General features: G+C 66.4%; 14 protein-coding genes and 1 riboswitch. Of the genes, 5 read left to right on the forward strand and 9 right to left on the reverse strand.

Going from position 1 to position 16781, the window contains the following annotated elements; all coding sequences use genetic code 11:
- Positions 1–52: 52 nt before the first annotated feature.
- Positions 53–478, reverse strand: coding sequence for a gamma-butyrobetaine hydroxylase family protein (locus tag AC1PPK_RS04090; RefSeq protein ID WP_481116577.1), 426 nt, complete (start codon positions 476–478; stop codon positions 53–55).
- Positions 479–644: 166 nt separating this feature from the next.
- Between AC1PPK_RS04090 and phoB the strand changes: the two genes are divergently transcribed.
- Together phoB and phoR are read left to right on the forward strand one after the other, a co-directional pair.
- Positions 645–1355 (forward strand): phosphate regulon transcriptional regulator PhoB, encoded by a 711-nt coding sequence (phoB, locus tag AC1PPK_RS04095; protein ID WP_481116578.1) that lies wholly within the window; start codon positions 645–647, stop codon positions 1353–1355.
- A gap of 3 nt (positions 1356–1358) precedes the next feature.
- Positions 1359–2702, forward strand: a complete 1344-nt coding sequence (gene phoR / locus AC1PPK_RS04100; RefSeq protein WP_481116579.1) for a phosphate regulon sensor histidine kinase PhoR — start codon at positions 1359–1361, stop codon at positions 2700–2702.
- 12 nt (positions 2703–2714) lie between these two features.
- Here the strand turns inward: phoR and AC1PPK_RS04105 are convergent, their stop codons facing one another.
- The 3 genes from AC1PPK_RS04105 to AC1PPK_RS04115 form a co-directional block, all read right to left on the reverse strand.
- A complete protein-coding gene (locus AC1PPK_RS04105; protein ID WP_481116580.1) occupies positions 2715–4334 on the reverse strand; it encodes a hypothetical protein in 1620 nt (539 codons plus the stop codon).
- Positions 4335–4350: 16 nt separating this feature from the next.
- On the reverse strand, positions 4351–4737 hold the full coding sequence (locus AC1PPK_RS04110) for an HIT family protein (protein ID WP_481116581.1): 387 nt from the start codon (positions 4735–4737) through the stop codon (positions 4351–4353).
- A gap of 179 nt (positions 4738–4916) precedes the next feature.
- The gene (locus AC1PPK_RS04115; RefSeq protein WP_481116582.1) at positions 4917–5735 is read right to left on the reverse strand and encodes a class II glutamine amidotransferase; all 819 of its coding nucleotides are present in this window, start codon (positions 5733–5735) and stop codon (positions 4917–4919) included.
- 141 nt (positions 5736–5876) lie between these two features.
- Between AC1PPK_RS04115 and AC1PPK_RS04120 the strand changes: the two genes are divergently transcribed.
- Together AC1PPK_RS04120 and AC1PPK_RS04125 are read left to right on the forward strand one after the other, a co-directional pair.
- Positions 5877–6689, forward strand: a complete 813-nt coding sequence (locus AC1PPK_RS04120) for an SIR2 family NAD-dependent protein deacylase (RefSeq protein ID WP_481116583.1) — start codon at positions 5877–5879, stop codon at positions 6687–6689.
- Between the two features lie 62 nt (positions 6690–6751).
- Positions 6752–10108 (forward strand): SNF2-related protein, encoded by a 3357-nt coding sequence (locus tag AC1PPK_RS04125; RefSeq protein ID WP_481116584.1) that lies wholly within the window; start codon positions 6752–6754, stop codon positions 10106–10108.
- A gap of 99 nt (positions 10109–10207) precedes the next feature.
- Here the strand turns inward: AC1PPK_RS04125 and AC1PPK_RS04130 are convergent, their stop codons facing one another.
- From AC1PPK_RS04130 to AC1PPK_RS04150, 5 genes are all read right to left on the reverse strand, one after another.
- Positions 10208–11161: a D-2-hydroxyacid dehydrogenase gene (locus AC1PPK_RS04130; protein WP_481116585.1), complete on the reverse strand. Its 954-nt coding sequence runs from the start codon at positions 11159–11161 to the stop codon at positions 10208–10210.
- Positions 11162–11249: 88 nt separating this feature from the next.
- Complete coding sequence (gene cobO, locus AC1PPK_RS04135) at positions 11250–11873, reverse strand: cob(I)yrinic acid a,c-diamide adenosyltransferase (RefSeq protein ID WP_481116586.1); 624 nt, start codon at positions 11871–11873, stop codon at positions 11250–11252.
- A 131-nt stretch (positions 11874–12004) separates the two neighbouring features.
- Entirely contained in the window at positions 12005–12787 is a 783-nt protein-coding gene (locus tag AC1PPK_RS04140; protein ID WP_481116587.1) for an ABC transporter ATP-binding protein, read from the reverse strand.
- On the reverse strand, positions 12784–13767 hold the full coding sequence (locus AC1PPK_RS04145; protein WP_481118181.1) for a FecCD family ABC transporter permease: 984 nt from the start codon (positions 13765–13767) through the stop codon (positions 12784–12786). Before AC1PPK_RS04145 ends, AC1PPK_RS04140 begins: the two co-directional genes overlap by 4 nt.
- 62 nt (positions 13768–13829) lie before the next feature.
- A complete protein-coding gene (locus AC1PPK_RS04150; RefSeq protein WP_481116588.1) occupies positions 13830–15644 on the reverse strand; it encodes a TonB-dependent receptor domain-containing protein in 1815 nt (604 codons plus the stop codon).
- Positions 15645–15776: 132 nt separating this feature from the next.
- Positions 15777–16023: riboswitch (cobalamin riboswitch) on the reverse strand.
- A 102-nt stretch (positions 16024–16125) separates the two neighbouring features.
- On the opposite strand from AC1PPK_RS04150, the gene cobU reads away from it, so the two are divergent.
- Positions 16126–16674 carry a bifunctional adenosylcobinamide kinase/adenosylcobinamide-phosphate guanylyltransferase gene (gene cobU / locus AC1PPK_RS04155; protein WP_481116589.1) on the forward strand — a complete coding sequence of 183 codons (549 nt, stop codon included), beginning with the start codon at positions 16126–16128 and terminating at the stop codon, positions 16672–16674.
- Positions 16675–16781: the final 107 nt, after the last annotated feature.

A 16781-nucleotide genomic window follows, 5' to 3' on the forward strand; every position in this document is an offset into this window, starting at 1 on the left:
TGGAAATGGGAGCGAAGCATGGGATCACCGGCAAGCTGCCAGCGATCGGGATTCAGTGGTGATGGCCGCAGCCGCCGGTTTTCGGGGCCGGCGGCGGCAGATCGGCGGGATCCCGGCTGCCGCCCTCGGTGGCGAGGCGGAGCAGGTAGGACTCCCACAGTTCGTCGTGCCTTTCGCCGAGGTCGTACAGGTAGTCCCAGGAATACAGCCCGCTATCGTGGCTGTCGGAGAAAACCGGGCGGATCGCGTAGTTGCCGACGGGTTCGATGCGCGTGATGTCCACGTCGCGCTTGCCCAGTTGCAGGACTTCCTGGCCGACGCCATGGCCGCGCACCTCGGCAGAAGGGGAAAAGACGCGCAGGAACTCATAAGTGAACTCGAAACGCTTGCCGTCATCGAAGGCAATTTCCATCCGGCGTGAGACTTGGTGCAGCTTGATCTCGGTGGGGATGGGGACGTCCTTGTGCAGGCCTGCCATGGGGGGCTCCGTCAGTTCTATGGGCAATGTGCGAATGATACTCGAAGGTGGGCCTGGCTCCCCTTGAAGGCGGTCATTGCACGGCTATCGACGGGTGTGACATGTCATGAAAAGTTCAAGTTGCTGAAATACACTGCCTGCGTCCAGAGATTCCACCGAGGTATCCATGCCTGCCACCATCCTGCTCGTCGAAGACGAACCCGCCATCCAGGAACTGATCGCTGCCAATTTGATGCGCGCCGGGCACCATGTGGTGCGAGCGTCGGACGCGGAAACCGCCCAGCGCATCGTTCGTGATGCACTGCCCGACCTGATCCTGCTCGACTGGATGCTGCCCGGCATGTCGGGGGTTGAATTTGCTCGCCGTCTGCGCGGCGAGGAGCGTACCCGCGGTATTCCACTGATCATGCTGACGGCCCGCGGCGAGGAGCAGGACAAGGTGCTTGGCCTCGAATCCGGTGCCGACGACTACATCACCAAGCCCTTTTCGCCGCGAGAACTGGTGGCCCGCATCAAGGCGGTGCTGCGCCGCCGGGCTCCGGAAACCACCGAGGATCCGGTCGAACTGGGCGGCCTGCGCCTCGATCCCGCCACCCATCGCTTGGCAGCGGGCAGCAACCCGATTACCCTTGGCCCGACTGAATTCCGTCTGCTGCATTTCCTGATGACTCACCCGGAACGCGTCCATTCCCGTGCCCAGTTGCTCGACCAAGTGTGGGGCGACCACGTCTTCGTCGAGGAGCGCACTGTCGATGTGCACATCCGCCGCCTGCGCTGTGCGCTCGAACCCACCGGCCACGATGGCTTGGTGCAGACGGTGCGCGGCAGCGGCTACCGCTTCTCGACCCAGCAGGAGACGCCGGCGGCGGTGCGCTGATCTGTGGGAGCGCCTCTGGAAGAAGTTACGGAAATCCGGCCGATCAGCTATGTCCGTGTCGCGGTTTTCACGGTTCTGACGGTCATCGCGCTGCTCGCGATCGCGGTTGGCGTTTTCTTCGGCCTGGTTCCGGCACTCGCCACCTTCTCGGTAGCGCTGCTGCTGGTCGGGCTGTATCACATCAACAATCTCTTCAAATTGGTCCGCTGGCTGCGCACACCGGTGGACGAGGCGGTCCCGCTGCCGCGGGCCTTCGGCCTGTGGGATTACGTGTTTGCCGATGTAAATCGGCGGGCGCGTACTGCCAGCCGCCAGAAAGAGCGCCTGTCCGCGGCGCTGGAACGTTTCCGCGAGGCCAGCCAGGCGATGCCCAACGGTCTGCTGTTCCTGTCGACGAGTAACACCATCGAATGGGTCAACCGCCTGGGCGAGCAGCATTTCGGCCTGGATAGGGCACGCGACCAGGGGGCACCGGTGACCAATATCGTTCGTCAGCCGGATTTCGTGCGTTATTTGCAGGAAGGGCATTACGAAGAGCCGCTGGTCGTCACCGCTGGTCGTCCCATTGGACGGACCCTGATGGTTCACGTGGTGCCCTTCAGCGACGACATGCGCTTGCTGATGTCGGAGGACATCACTCAGGGTGAACGCCTGGAGGCGATGCGTCGTGATTTCGTGGCCAATGTGTCCCATGAAATGCGCACGCCGCTGACCGTCGTGAGCGGCTTTCTAGAGACCGTCGTCGATGGCCTCGATGACCTGGAAAAGGACGATATTCGTCACTACCTCGGTCTGGCGGCCGAGCAGGCCGGCCGCATGCAGCGCCTGATCCAGGATCTGCTGACGCTGTCGGCACTGGAAACCGGTGCGCCCATCCTTCACGAAGAGCCGGTGGACGTGGCGACCCTGCTCAAGGAGATCCAGCAGGAGGCACAAGTGGTGTCCGGTGGCCGCCACACGATAAGCCTGGATTGCTCGACCCATGCCCGTCTGCTGGGCAATAGTAAGGAGCTTTACAGCGCCCTGATGAATCTCGCCATCAATGCGGTGCGCTACACGCCGGCTGGCGGCCACATCCGTCTCACCTGGCGACAGCGCGGCGCGGTCGTCGAATACATGGTGGAAGACGATGGCATCGGGATCGCTCCTGAGCACATTCCCCGCCTCACGGAGCGTTTCTACCGGGTAGACCGGGGGCGTTCACGGGAAACCGGCGGTACCGGGCTGGGCTTGGCCATCGTCAAGCACGTGTTGAGTCGCCATCAGGGTGATCTGCTGATCGACAGTGAACCGGGCCGCGGCAGTCGCTTCACCGCCTGCTTCCCGGTCCGGCGCCTGGTGGCCTGACGCCCGGACAGTTCAGTTCTGCACGTATTCGTAGGTGGCCTGGTCGAAATTGGTGCCTCGAGCAACCAAGTTCGTCAGGCGGATCTGCCTGGCCGAGCCGGTGTGCACCTCGAGTACCCGTTCGGCCTGGAACCAGCTACCCGGCAGCACGATCGTTGCCGGTGCCCGCATGGCGGGGATCTCCGGCAACAGGAAGGCCTGTGCATAGGGGTCGCTGGGACTCACGTTGATGCCGGTGCCGCGAACCGCGCAGCTGCTCGGCAGGCCCGCCAGCAGGTGAATACCGGTCAATAGTGTGCTATCCGGTTCGTACATCAGCCAGCTGACCTGGCCCAGCAGGTAATGGGTGCCGTCGCTGGGCTTGATGCCGACCAGCTGGTGATGCTCGATGCGCTGCACCGGATGTTTGCGCCGCAGCCGAAAGCCCGATACCGAGTGATCGACCGTTTCCCAGGCGTCGATGTTCGAACCGCGCCGTATGGCCTCGGTTTCGGCATCGAGCAGCGGCGGGGTTACGCTCTCTTCCGCCCGTGTGCCGAAGGTGATCACATTGATGTCGTAGCGGCTTCCCATCAGCTGACGGTGATTGGGGGGCTCGAAGTGCCGTCCCGATACGAGCAGTCCGATGCCGTCCCAATCGGTGCAGATCTTGTTTTCCCCTCTCTTGTTGCGACGGGGAAAGCGCCGCCCGGCGGCCGACATGCCCCACGGACGATAGAGGGAAACCAGTAACCGGGCGCATGCCGGCTGGGAGCAATCGTCGCCGAGGCCGAGGGATGCCGGGCTGGTGCCCTGCTTGAATTCCGTCAGCATGGCCTTGATCTGGGCGGCAAGGCGATGGCCGTCGAAACGGCGCATGCCTGGCCGTGAGCCGATCAGGGCGACCGGGCGCAGTCCGTGATCCTCGTTAGGATCCAGGCCGTAGGCGCGGACATCGTCCTGTTCCCAGGTGGTCTGGAGGACGCAATATGGTGCAAAGCGCTGGGCCCAGCGGCAGATCCAGTTGAGTTCGCGCTGATTGCGTCCGTAAGGATTGGTCAGATCGATCAGCAACAGCGTGATATAGGCTTCATCCGGGCTCTGGGCTTTCCAGGTGCTGTTGAGGGGGTCGATGACCCGACTGTGCGTCGCACCCGCCCGGTCTGCTTCGAGATAGGCATCATGGACCGCCTTCCATGCCCCCGGTGGTTCGGAGCGGTGGGCCCGGAAATGTTCGATGATGATCTGCCCCAGATACTGGATGCGGCGCTGGACAAGAAGGGGCAACTGGGCCCGGAATTCTTCCGAGCTGCTGACATGGCTTTCGGCCAGGCGGGCATAGGCGGTGCTCAATGCGCTCCACAGGCGGACCACTTGGCGCAGCGTGGCGTCCTCGGCACTATCGGGAGGTAGCGGGTGGGCGGCGTAGCGGGACGACATCTCGTGCTGGACGAAAGTGATCGTCTGACGCGATGCTTCGAGGACCTCGAGTTGTTCCTCCGGTCCCAGCGGACTGGCCAGCAAGCCTTCAAGCATGCGTACCAGGGTGGCATGGCTCTCGCTGGCGTTGAGCGTGTGTAGATTTCTGAGCAGCTTGCGGTATTGCTCGACGCTGCGCAGGTCTGTGTAGGTCGTCTGCTGGCTATCGGCCATGGCTGGGCTCCCTGCTTCAGCCGGAAAGTTGTTCGGCAATCGCGTTGCGGATAGCCAGGGCCAGCCGTGCATCGTCCACACTGCGTACCGTGCAGCAACTGCTGTGCTGCGCCTGGCCCCAGATCGGTTCGGGGAAGTGCCGGTCATTGAGTTCCCGCGGGATCAGGTGCCAATGAAGGTGGGGCACCACGTTGCCGAAACTTGCCAGATTGATCTTGGCCGGCTGGAAGCACTCGCGCAGGGCCACCTCGACCGCCATCAGGATGTTGAAGCAATGGCGCTGATCGGCGGGAGACAGATCGCTCATCTCGGCGACATGTTCATTCCAGATCAGTCGGCAGTAGCCGGGATAGTCCCGGTCGTTCACCCGGATGACCCGGCAGCTGGCGTCCTGCCAGAGCACGATTTCCGGAACTGGGAAGCACAGGGGGCAGTCTTTCGGTGAACTTGTCGGCATGGCGATGATGAACTGCGGTCAGGTTGTGATGAACGATGGTGATCCTGTCGGATTGCCGCTCTGCGGTTGGGTGCGGCCCGTCTTCCGCATGCAAATGCAATGTACGCTCATTTTGACACTAATCTTCAGTGCGCTGCAGGCTCCTGCCGGATGAAGGCAAATGTGTTTGCAGGACCCGCGTCCACCGGTGCGCCATCGACGAACAGCAACAGGTTGCCCGGCTCGATCGGCATCCATTTTTCATTGTCGGTGAGCGGCGTGGTGGCGACCACCGCGACCCGGTCGCCGGGCGAGGTCAGTTCGCGGAAATCCACGGTGATGTCCTGGTCCTTCAGGTGAGCCTGGTCGAACGGGGCCTTGCGCACGATGTAGGTGAGGCGCGAGGCGCAGTGGGCGAACAGGCAAGTGCCGTTGGAAAGCAAGAAGTTGAATTCCCCGTGGCGGCCTACTTCGGCGGCCACGCGGCGCACCACCGCGAACAGTGCTTCCCGTGAGGGCTCCCCTTCCGGAAACTGGCGGCGCAGCGCTTCCATCAGGTAGCAGAAAGCGCGTTCCGAATCGGTCTGCCCGACCGGCTGGAAATAGCCGTGCAGTTCGGGATCGAAGCTGTTGAGGTTGCCGTTGTGGGCGAACACCCAGTAACGTCCCCACAGCTCACGCTGGAACGGGTGGGTGTTCTCCAGCGTCACCACGCCCTGGGTGGCCTTGCGGATGTGGGCGATGACGTTGAGGGAATGGATCGGGTAGTTGCGTACCAGCTCGGCCACTGGTGACTTGCTGCTGGCCTTGGGATCGAGGAAGACGCGCACGCCACGGCCCTCGAAGAAGGCGATGCCCCAGCCGTCGCCGTGCACATCGGTCAGCCCACCGCGGGCCTGGAAACCGGCGAAGGAGAAGCAGATGTCGGTGGGCGTGTTGCAGTTCATTCCCAGTAGCTGGCACATGGTCGTTCCGGTCCTCCTCGATGGCCCCCGATTCGCCGATCATTCGGGGCCTTATGCTAAATGGCATTTGCCTTTCGGCGGCACGCGCCGCAACATGGCGGCCGGCGGGCTGTTCCCGTCGTCAAGCGTCAGGGATTCAGCATGACAAACCATACCCTAGCCGACTACGTTGCCCAAATCGAGGCCGCAGGTCGCCTTTTTGCTACCGCAGAGCGCATTCTGTTCATTACCGGCGCCGGTTTGTCGGCCGATTCCGGCCTGCCGACTTATCGCGGCGTTGGTGGCCTCTACGAAGACACCCACACCGATATCGGCCTGCCGATCGAGCAGGCTCTGTCCGGTGAAATGTTCGCCCGGCGGCCCGACATCACCTGGCGCTTCCTGTCGCAGATCGAGGCCAGCTGCCGTGGCGCCCATCCCAATGCCGGCCATTACGCCATCGCCCGCCTGGAGGCGCTGCGCGATGGCGTGACGGTGCTGACCCAGAACGTGGACGGTTTCCACCTGGAGGCCGGTTCCCGTGACGTCATCGAAATGCACGGCACGCTGCGTCGCCTGCGCTGCGTCGATTGCGGGCGCGGTCGCCATGTGGACAACTACGCCGGTCTGACGATCCCGCCCGAATGCCCCTATTGCGGCGGTATCCTGCGCCCCGATGTCGTGCTGTTCGGCGAAGCCTTGCCCGACCAGGCCGTGCACCGCTTCGAGAGCGTGCTCGCCGCCGGGCCGGAGTTGGTCGTCTCGGTCGGCACCGGTAGTGCCTTTCCGTACATTGCGGGGCCGGTGATGTGGGCGATCGAGAGCGGCATTCCGACCATCGAGATCAACCCGGGCCATACCCCGCTCAGCGAAAGGGTGGATTTCCGCCTGTGCCTGCGCGCCGCCGAAGTGTTGCCGGCGCTGCTCGATGCGGCGGGCTTTTCCCTCGATACCGGCCGCGATGCCCGCGGCTGAGGTTTCGCGGAGGCGGCGAGTGCGCCTAGAATTCCGCCTTTCGCCCGCCAGAAACTGCCGGCATGGATCTCGCCCGTCTTCTCTCCCAGCTCGACGACACCCTCCTCAGTGAATTATTCACCGCCAATGCGTTGACCCGTGCCCGGGGTTACATCGGTCGCGTCCGCAACATCGAGGCGGCCGGCAACCAGCTACAGGCCCTGGTGCAGGGCACCGAGCCTGTGCCCTACCGGGTCAGCGTGCGCATCGAGCGGCGCGAGTTCTTCGGCGAAAGCTCCATCGAGCTGAACACCCGCTGCACCTGCCCGGTGGGTAGCCGCTGCAAGCACGCCGCCGCGCTGATCCTCGCCGCGCGCCGACCCGGCAAGCTGGTGGACAAGCCCCGCGCCGAAGTGCTGGCCTGGGTGCGTACGCTGCGCGAGCGGGTGGACAAGGCCGCGAAGGTGCGCAAGGCCTCCACGCCGCGGGACAGCATTTTTTACCTGTGCCGCATCATCCGCCAGCTGGGCAGCGACAGCCTGGAGTTCAGCCTGGTCAAGGCACGCACCGGGGCCGATGGCGAGCTGACCGGCTCGGCCAGCGAGTGGACCAACTACGAACAGGCCCTGCTGCGCCCGCCGGCCTTCGTGCGCGATGAAGATCTGCACATCTTCCGCTTGCTGCGTGAGGCCAACCGGCTTGGTGGCGGCTACGGTTGGCCGCTGCTCGAAGGTGCGCCGGGCTTGGCCGTGTTGGAAGCGGCGGTGGCGACCGGGCGGGCTTACCTGGAAATGGATGGTCGCAGCCATGCTCAGCCGCTGCGGAACGGCGCCTTGCGGCCAGCTGTGCTGGAATGGGTGCCCAGCGAAAACGGCATCAAAGCCCGGGTGGCCGCCGAGCCAGCCGCTACGCTGGTGTTGCGCACCGAACCGCTGGCCTACATCGATAGCAGCCGCGGCGAGGCGGGCCGTATCCAGGTAGACGACGCTCCGGTGATCGCTGAACTGCTGGGCCTGCCGGCCCTGTCGGCGGTGGAGCTGCCGGTGGTGGCCAGCGCGCTGGCCGAGCTTGCACCGGCCCTGCCCTCGCCGCAGGGGAGCAAGGGTGTCGAGCTGCCGGTGGTGGATGCTCCGTGCCGTCCGGTGCTGACGCTGACCAGCATCTACTGCTGGAGCTGGCGCCGCCATCGCGGCTACGAAGCGGATTTCAGTGGCAATGAATACGACGTGGCGAGCCCCGCTTTCGCCTATGGCGAAGCCCGCCTGGAGCCTGGCTCCACCCACGATGTGGCAACCCTGCAGGACGGCCGCGCGGTGCGCGTGAAGCGGGATCCTGCAGCTGAGCAGGCTGCCTGGCAGGCCTTCCTGGCGGCTGGTTTCCTGCCCCTCAAGCGCGGCTGGCTGATCAGCCAGGGCATCCCGACCGAAGGTCTGTACGGGCTAGAGAGCGAACTCCACTGGAGCCACTTCTTTTCCCTCGTCGCGCCGGTGCTGCGCCAGGTGGGCTGGCACATCGAGTGCCCGCGGGATTTCCGCCACCGCCTGCTGGTCGCCAGCGACTGGCACGTGGAGATCGAGGAGAGCGACGACGGCTGGTTCGACGTGTCCCTCGGCGTCGAGGTGGAAGGCCGCCGGGTGAACCTGGCGCCGCTGCTGCACGCGGTTTTCAAGCAGGATGCGCGCTGGCTCGACCCCAAGCTGATCGAACGCATCCCCGACAACAGCCAGGTGATCGTCCAGCTCGACGACGGCGACCGGGTGGCGCTGGCCGCCGCGCGGGTCAAGCCGATCGCCCGCACGCTGGTGGACCTCTTCGACAACCCGTCCGGCAGCATCCGCGTGTCGCGCTTCGATGCGCCGCGCCTGGCCGATGTGCTCGGCGACGGCTGGCGGGCCCGGGGGCTGGAGAGCCTGGAGCGCTGGATCGAGCGCATCCGCGGCGTCGGCGCCATCAAGCCGGTGGCGGCGCCCAAGGGTTTCGCCCTCGAGTTGCGCCCCTATCAGCTGGAAGGCCTGTCCTGGCTGCAGCATCTGCGCCGCCACGGCCTCGGCGGCATCCTGGCCGATGACATGGGCCTCGGCAAGACTGCCCAGACCCTGGCCCATCTGCTCGTCGAGAAGCGCGGCCGGCGCCTCGCCAAGCCGGCGCTGGTGGTGCTGCCGACCTCCCTGGTCTTCAACTGGCAGCGGGAGGCGGAGCGCTACGCGCCGGACCTCAAGGTGCTGAGCCTGCGCGGCAGCGGTCGTGCCGAGGCCTTCGAAAAGATCCCCGACGCGGACGTGTGCCTGACCACCTATCCGCTGCTGTGGCGCGACCGGGAACAGCTGGCCGCCCACGAATACCACTCGCTGATCCTCGACGAAGCCCAGACAGTCAAGAACGCCGCCAGCCAGGCGGCCCAGGTGGTGCGTACGCTGCGCGCCGAACACCGTCTGTGCCTGACCGGCACGCCGCTGGAAAACCACCTCGGCGAGCTGTGGAGCCAGTTCGACTTCCTGCTGCCGGGCTTCCTCGGCGACGTGAAGGACTTCACCGCCCGCTGGCGCACGCCGGTCGAGAAGTTCGGCGATACGGTGCGCCGTGATCTGCTGGCGAAGCGCATCGCCCCGTTCATCCTGCGCCGCCGCAAGGAAGAGGTGGCCAAGGAGCTGCCGCCGAAGACCATCGTGGTGCGCAGCGTCGAGCTCGATGGCCGCCAGCGCGACCTCTACGAAACGGTACGCGCGACCATGGACCAGCGCGTGCGTGACGAGATCGCCGCCCGCGGCTTCGCGCGCAGCCAGATCGTCATCCTCGACGCGCTGCTCAAGCTGCGCCAGGTGTGCTGCGACCCGCGCCTGCTGAAGACCGATGCCGCCGCCAAGGTGAAGGAACGGGCCAAGCTGGATATGTTGATGGACATGCTGCCGGAGTTGGTGGACGAGGGCCGCAAGGTGCTGCTGTTCTCCCAGTTCACCGGCATGCTGGCGCTGATTGCCGCGGAGCTGGACGGGCGGCGCATCCGCCACGTGCAACTGACCGGCGACACCGTGGACCGGGAAACTCCGGTCCGCCAGTTCCAGGACGGCGACGTGCCGGTCTTCCTGATCAGTCTGAAAGCCGGCGGCGTCGGCCTCAACCTGACCGCTGCCGACACGGTGATCCACTACGATCCGTGGTGGAACCCGGCGGTGGAAAACCAGGCCACCGACCGCGCCCACCGCCTTGGCCAGACCAAGTCGGTGTTCGTCTACAAGCTGGTGGTGGCAGGCTCCATCGAGGAGAAAATCCTCGGCCTGCAGGAGAAGAAGGCCGAACTGGCCGCCGGTATCCTCGCGGAGGATCACGAGGGCAGCGTCAAGTTCGGCGAGGACGATATCCGCGCGTTGCTGGCGCCGTTGCCGGAGGCGAAGGGCGACGCGGAACCGAAGAAGCGCGGGCGGCCGAAGAAGGTGGTCTGAGCCGCAGCGCCGTCCGGCTCTGTGGGGACGGATGAATCCGGCCCCACGGGAGGGTGCCGCTCGCGGTGGTGGCAGGTCTCGGAGCCCGGCGCTGAAGCCTCAGACCAGCCGGTTGCGTGCCTCGCCAGCAGCGAAGGCCTCGATGTTGTCGGTCAGCTGGTCAGCCAGGGTCTGCATGGCCTCGCGGCTCGACCACGCCACGTGGGGTGTCAGGATGAAGTTGCCGGCGGCGAGCACGTCCGCGGCCAGCAGCGGGTTGTCGGTAGGCGGCTCCTCGGTCAGCACGTCGAAGCCGGCGCCGCCGATGCGGCGGGCGCGCAGCGTGTCGGCCAGCGCGGCCTCATCCACCAGGCCGCCACGGGCGGTGTTGATCAGCAGCGCGGTGGGTTTCATCGCGGCCAGTTCGGCGGCGCCGATCAGGTGGCGCGTGGCATCGTTGAGCGGGCAGTGCAGGCTGATCACGTCGGCGTCTCGGATCAGCTGTTCGAAGGCCACGTAGCCGTCGCGCACGGCCGCCGCGCCCTTGTGCTCGCCGCGGATCACCTTCATGCCGAAAGCCTCGGCGAGGCGTGCGACGCCCTGGCCGAGGGTGCCGCTGCCGAGGAGGCCGAGGGTCTGTCCGGACAGGTCGCGGATCGGATAGTCGAAATAGCAGAACTGCTCGCTCTTCTGCCAGCGCCCGGCGGCCACCGACTGGTGGTAGGGCGCCAGCTGGCGGGACAGGGCCAGCATCAACGCCAGCACGTGCTCGGGTACCGTCTCGCGGGCATAGCCGCGCACATTGGCGACGGCGATGCCGCGGGCCCGGCAGGCTTCCAGGTCCACGTTGTTGTAGCCGGTGGCGGCAATCGCCACCATCTGCAGGTCGGGCAGGCCGGCGATGATCTCGGCGGTAAGCTGGCGCTTGTTGACGATCGCGATGGTGGCGCCGGCCAGGCGTTCCGCCACCTCATGCTGGGCGGTGGCCTCGTATTCGGTCCACTCGTGGGCGAAGGCGGGGCGACGGATGTCGGCGATCAGCGCGCCGGATTCCAGGTAGACGATGCGGTGCATGGCGGTCGGGGCAGCAAACGGAAAGAAGGGATCAACTTTACCGTGCCCGGACCGCCCGGCAGAACCGGGGTTTACCGCAGCCGCCTGCTCAGAACTCCAGGCCGGCCTGGGCTGCGATGCCGGCCTTGAAGGCGTGCTTGACGACGCCCATGTCGGTAACCGTGTCGGCCGCTTCGATCAACGCTTCCGGCGCACCGCGGCCGGTAACGATGACGTGCTGCATCGGCGGGCGGGCCTGCAGGTCGGCGATCACCTCGTTCACATCGAGGTAGGTGTACTTGAGGACGATGTTGAGCTCATCGAGTACCACCAGGCCGATCTCCGGGTCGCGCAGGAAGGCCCGCGCCTGTTCCCAGCCGGCCTTGGCACTGGCGATGTCGGCGCTGCGGTCCTGGGTGTCCCAGGTGAAGCCGTCGCCCATCACGTGCCAGCTGACTTCCGGCTGGCGGCGGAAGAAGGCTTCCTCGCCGGTGTCGGAGCGGCCCTTAACGAATTGCACTACGCCGGCCTTGAGGCCGTGGCCGAGGGCCCGCGCCAGCACGCCGAAGGCGGCGCTGGACTTGCCTTTGCCGTTACCGGTGTTCACCAGCAGCACGCCACGCTGGTCGGTGGCGGCGGCGATGGCGGCGTCGACGACGGCCTTCTTGCGTTCCATGCGGGTCTTGTGACGGGCATCGCGGTCGGGATCGGAGGAAGTGTGGTGGTCGGTCATGGAGGTGTTTGTGGGCTCGTTGGGGTCTTGTGGTTTTCTTGTGAGTTACCTGTGGATTTCCTGTGGAGCGACTGAGTTCGCCCAACAGCTACAACAGGCACAGTAAAGGTCTGGACTGTGTCCAGCGGCTTTCAGGCTGGGACGAACAGCGTTGCCGTACCGTCGGCGACGGCCCGCAGCGGATGGCCGAAGGCCGCCGACAGGCGCTCGGCGGTGAGCACTTCGGCGGCCGTGCCGAAGATATGGCCGCCTGCGCCGTCGAGCAGCAGCACGTGGCTGGCGTAACGGGCGGTCAGATTGATGTCGTGGAGGACCATCGCCACGCCGGCGCCGGCGCTGGCCAGCTCGCGGAAGTGGTCTAGCACCGCGACTTCATGGTGCAGGTCCAGGTGGGCCAGCGGTTCGTCGAGCAGATACAGGCGCGGCCGCTGGACCAGCAGGGTGGCGATGGCGAGGCGCTGGCGCTCACCGCCGGACAGCGTGGGCACCTGGCGTTCGGCAAAGCTGTCAAGGCCCATGCTGGCCAGTGCGGTGAGCGCGATCGCTTCGTCTTCTGGCCCTTCCCAGTCCCACCGGCCGAGGTAGGGGTGGCGGCCGACGAGGGCGGTTTCGAGCACCGTCGCGCTGAAGAAATCCGGCTGGCTCTGGGCCAGCAGGCCGCGCAGGCAGGCTTCGTGGCCGCGCGGCCAGGCGGCGTAGGGCTGGCCGGACAGCAGCACGGTGCCGGCGGCGGCCGCGCGCAGGCCAGCCAGGGTGTGCAGCAGGGTGGTCTTGCCGGCGCCGTTGCGGCCGAGGATCACCAGGGTGTCGCCGGGCTGCAGAGTGAAATCCAGATCCTTTACCACGTCGCGGTGGCCCACCTGAACGGTGAGGCGGTCGGTGGCGAGGACTGGCGGGCGCACATCCATCTTCATCGTGGATGCCTTGCCAGCAGGAACAGGAAGACCGGCACGCCGATCAGCGCGGTCAGCACGCCGACAGGCAGCTGGATCGGTGCGACCACCGTGCGCGCGGCGGTGTCGGCAGCACACAGCAGCACGCCGCCGGCCAGCGTGGCAGCGGGAAGCAGCAGACGCTGGTCGTTGCCGATGGCCAGGCGAACCAGATGCGGCACGATCAGGCCGACGAAGCCCACCGAGCCGACGGTGGTCACCGCCACTGCGGTGAGCAGTGCGCCGAGACCGTAGACCAGCATGCGCAGGCGGCCGACGCGCACGCCGAGGGCGCGGGCGGTGATCTCGCCGCGGGCCAGCAGGTTGAGTTCGCGGGCGAAGGGCAGGGCGGCCAGCAGGCCGAGGACCAGCAGGGCCAGTGCCGGCCATGGCCGGCTGGCGCTGCTGGCATCGCCCATCAACCAGAACAGCATGCCCTTGACCCGGCCTTCGGGGGCCAGGCTCAGCATCAGCGCCACTGCCGCGCCGCAGCCGGAAGCGACGATGACTCCGGTGAGCAGCAGGCGGGTCTGCGTCCACGAACCGTCGCCGTGGGCGAGGCCGAAGACCAGCAGCGTGGCGCCGAGGGCGCCGATGAAGGCGCCGGTGTCGATCCATCCGGCCGTCGCTCCGGCCAGGATCGTGCCCAGGGCGCCAACCGCCGCCCCACCGGAAATGCCCAGCACGTAGGGGTCGGCCAACGGGTTGCGCAGCAGCACCTGCATCAGCGCACCGGCCAGCGCCAGCAGGCCGCCGCAGGCGAAGGCGGCGATGGCACGGGGCAGGCGCAGTTGGCGGACGATGTCCGCCTCCATGCTGCCTTCACCGCTGCCCAGCGCTGCCAGCAGATCGTGCCCGGACACCGGCATGGCGCCGGCCGACAGGGACCAGGCGAAGGCCGCCAGCGCCGTCGCCATCAGGCCGGCGATGACCAGCCGGGCGCGCATGCGCATGTTGCGCATGCTCACCGGTTGATGTCGGGCGGCGGCGTGCCCGTCGGCCATGGTCCCTCCGTGCATGGGGCTTATTTCGGTGCGTAGCGTACGCCGAAGAAGACGTTGGCGCCGGCCGTCTTGAAGCCCCAGGCGGTTTCGTACTGCTTGTCGAGGATGTTGTTGGCCCGTGCCTCGAGGCCCAGCTCCTTGCTCAGCGCGTACTTGGCGAAGGCGTTCACCAGCCCGTAGCCGCCCATCGGGTTGACCTCGCTGGTGCGGTCGTAGCGGCCGCCGGAGCCTTGCCATTCGGCGCCCACGGTGAGGGCCGCGAAGCTGCGGCTGATCGCTAGGTTGCCGGTCTTGTTGGCGCGGCGCTGCAGGCGTTTGCCGGTGTCGAGGTCCTTCGGATCGAGGAAGTCGATGTTGGCGACGATGTCGAAGCCGGCGAGCTGGCCGCCGTAGCCCAGGCTGATGCCTTCGAGGCGGGCGCTGCCGACGTTCTGCGGGATGAAGTTCTGGTCGTTGATGATCAGGTTGGTGATGCGATTGCGGAAGTAGGTGGCGCTGACGCTCTGCCCGTGCTGTTCCCACAGCAGGCCGACTTCCTTGTTGTAGGCGCTTTCCGGCTTCAGATTCACGTTGCCGTAGCCGGGGTAGTACAGCTCGTTGAAGGTCGGCGCACGGAAGGCGTTGCCGATGCTGCCCTGCACACGCAGCGTCGGCAGGATCTGGTAGCCGTAGCCGGCGTAGCCGGTGGTCTTGCCGCCGAACTGGCTGTTGTCGTCGTGGCGGGCGTTGAGCTGGACCTTGTGCGGGCCGAAGCCGGCGGTCCACCCGAGCAGGGCCGAGTTGATCGAGCGGCCGACGTCGAAGGTGTCCTGGTTGACGGCCTTCTGGTGCAGGTTCTCGTAGGCGGCGAGCAGGGTACCGATCGGCAGGCGGATGTCGTTCTGCCACATGAATTGCTGCTGGGTGGTCTTGATCGACGCGCCACTGGGGGCGTAGGACGCGAAGTCCTTCGAATCGTCGACGGACTGGCCGAAGCGAACGGTGCTGGTCCAGACGTCGCTGAGGCGGTTGCGGCTGTACAGGTTCCAGACGTTCTGCACGTCGTCGTTGAAGTTGTCGAAGCCGAGGCCCGAGTCATAGTGGTTACGGCTGGTGGCGTAGAGGATTGAGCCGCCGACTTCATGGCCATCTGCCACGCGGTAGCTCAGCTTGGCCGACAGGTTGCTGTTGCGGTACGGATCCTTGTCCGGGTTGTAGTAGTAGGGCTGCTTGGTCTTGCTGTAGATGGCGCTGTAGCCGTCGCTCTCGGCGTAGCCACCGCGCACCGAGTAGGACAGCTTGTCGGTGCCGCCGGACACGCCGGCAGAGGTTTCGCGGGTGCCGTAGCTGCCGACGCCGACGAAGGCGTCCACCTTCGGCGCGCCTTCGCCCTTGCGCGTGAAGATCTGGATCACGCCGCCGATCGCGTCGGCGCCGTACAGTGCGGAAGCCGGGCCGCGGACGATTTCGATGCGTTCGATCTGCGACAGCGGGATGTCCTGCCAGCTCGGCGAGCCGAGAGTGGCGGAGCCGAGGCGCATGCCGTCCACGACCAGCAGGGTCTGGCGCGGGCTGGCGCCGCGAATGAAGATGTCGGTGGCCTTGCCGGGGCCGCCGCTGGAAGCCATCTGGATGCCGGGCTGGCGGGCCAGCAGTTCCGGCAGCGAGAAGGTCGAGCCGGCGCGTTCGATCTGCTCGCGCTCGATGACGGTCACGTCGGCGAGGGACTCGTCGGCACGCTGGGCCTGACGGGTCGCGGTAACGACAACCGTGGGTTGTTCGGCGGGGGCAGCCAGAGCGATGGCGGGGAAGGCGGAGGCGACCGCCAGGGCAGCTGTGGAAAGTCGGATGATCATCTGTCAGGTTCTCCCGGACCCGGTGGCGTCCCCGCCGACTCGGGTGGATTGCGTGTGGAAGCGCAGGGGAGGTACCGCAGAAGGCCGGACAGGATCACGGCCGCGCGCGTTGCCACCACCCCGTGGCACTTCCGCTGTTGTGTGATCGAGGCCGGTATCCGGGCTCGCAAGCCGAGCCGGTGCGGCACAATGCCGACCGGACAGGACGCATCGCCTTCCCAGACCCGACGGGCCCAGTGGCTATGTGATGCGCCTTGCGCTTGCTTACCGTTGCGGGGGCAGCACAGGCCTTGCGGCTTCCTTGGAAGCACGCGCACCTGTTTCCCGTTTAACTCCTGACCTGGACGGCCGCTGGAGCACCTGGAGCACGCGTATCGCCGGACCGATTCGGCCCTGTGGCGACAACGGCGGCGATAATAGCACCAAAATCAGTCACTTCCCGAATTGGGTTGACGTGAGCGTCAATCCGCTGGAGCCTCTTATGTCATCCGAATTGATCCTGGGCGGTGCCCGTTCCGGCAAGAGCCGCCATGCCGAGCAGGCTGCCGCCGCCAGCGGCCTGGCCGTGCATGTGATCGTTACCGCCGAGGCGCTGGACGAGGAAATGTGTGTGCGCATCGCACGCCACCAGGCCGACCGGCCGGCCGGCTGGAATGTCGTCGAAGCGCCCCGCGCGTTGGCGGCGGCACTGCAGGCGACGACAGCGCCGGAGCGCTGTGTGGTTGTCGATTGCCTGACCCTGTGGCTGGCCAACCTGCTCGACGGGGCCGAGAACCTGCCGTCGGCCGCCGGTGCCGAGCTGCTGCCGGCCTTCGCCCGCGAGCGTGCGGCGTTGCTCGAGCTGATTCCGCAGTTGCCGGGGAAAGTGATCTTCGTCGCCAATGAGGTGGGTCTCGGCCTGGTGCCGGAGAGTCCGCTGGGCCGCCTGTTCCGCGACGAGGCCGGGCGTCTCAATCAGGCCGTGGCGGCCCTGTGCGGGCGGGTGATTTTCGTCGCCGCGGGCCTGCCGCTGGTCCTCAAGGGGACCTGAAGGGCGGGTGGTAATAGGTCACAGTTCGGCGATGTCCCGCCACATAGCGGCCGCTGCTTGCTGCACGGCACCATCGATCCCTCAAAAAAACAAAAGGGATCCACACC

Source organism: Zoogloea sp. JDB1 (genome assembly GCF_056724025.1).

What these genes read in the sequence shown, in the direction of transcription:
- AC1PPK_RS04090 (WP_481116577.1), bottom strand. Translation starts at nt 478, where the DNA reads ATGGCAGGCCTGCACAAGGACGTCCCCATCCCCACCGAGATCAAGCTG.
- phoB (WP_481116578.1), top strand. Translation starts at nt 645, where the DNA reads ATGCCTGCCACCATCCTGCTCGTCGAAGACGAACCCGCCATCCAGGAA.
- AC1PPK_RS04105 (WP_481116580.1), bottom strand. Translation starts at nt 4,334, where the DNA reads ATGGCCGATAGCCAGCAGACGACCTACACAGACCTGCGCAGCGTCGAG.
- AC1PPK_RS04115 (WP_481116582.1), bottom strand. Translation starts at nt 5,735, where the DNA reads ATGTGCCAGCTACTGGGAATGAACTGCAACACGCCCACCGACATCTGC.
- AC1PPK_RS04120 (WP_481116583.1), top strand. Translation starts at nt 5,877, where the DNA reads ATGACAAACCATACCCTAGCCGACTACGTTGCCCAAATCGAGGCCGCA.
- AC1PPK_RS04125 (WP_481116584.1), top strand. Translation starts at nt 6,752, where the DNA reads ATGGATCTCGCCCGTCTTCTCTCCCAGCTCGACGACACCCTCCTCAGT.
- AC1PPK_RS04130 (WP_481116585.1), bottom strand. Translation starts at nt 11,161, where the DNA reads ATGCACCGCATCGTCTACCTGGAATCCGGCGCGCTGATCGCCGACATC.
- cobO (WP_481116586.1), bottom strand. Translation starts at nt 11,873, where the DNA reads ATGACCGACCACCACACTTCCTCCGATCCCGACCGCGATGCCCGTCAC.
- AC1PPK_RS04140 (WP_481116587.1), bottom strand. Translation starts at nt 12,787, where the DNA reads ATGAAGATGGATGTGCGCCCGCCAGTCCTCGCCACCGACCGCCTCACC.
- AC1PPK_RS04145 (WP_481118181.1), bottom strand. Translation starts at nt 13,767, where the DNA reads ATGCGCAACATGCGCATGCGCGCCCGGCTGGTCATCGCCGGCCTGATG.
- AC1PPK_RS04150 (WP_481116588.1), bottom strand. Translation starts at nt 15,644, where the DNA reads ATGATCATCCGACTTTCCACAGCTGCCCTGGCGGTCGCCTCCGCCTTC.
- cobU (WP_481116589.1), top strand. Translation starts at nt 16,126, where the DNA reads ATGTCATCCGAATTGATCCTGGGCGGTGCCCGTTCCGGCAAGAGCCGC.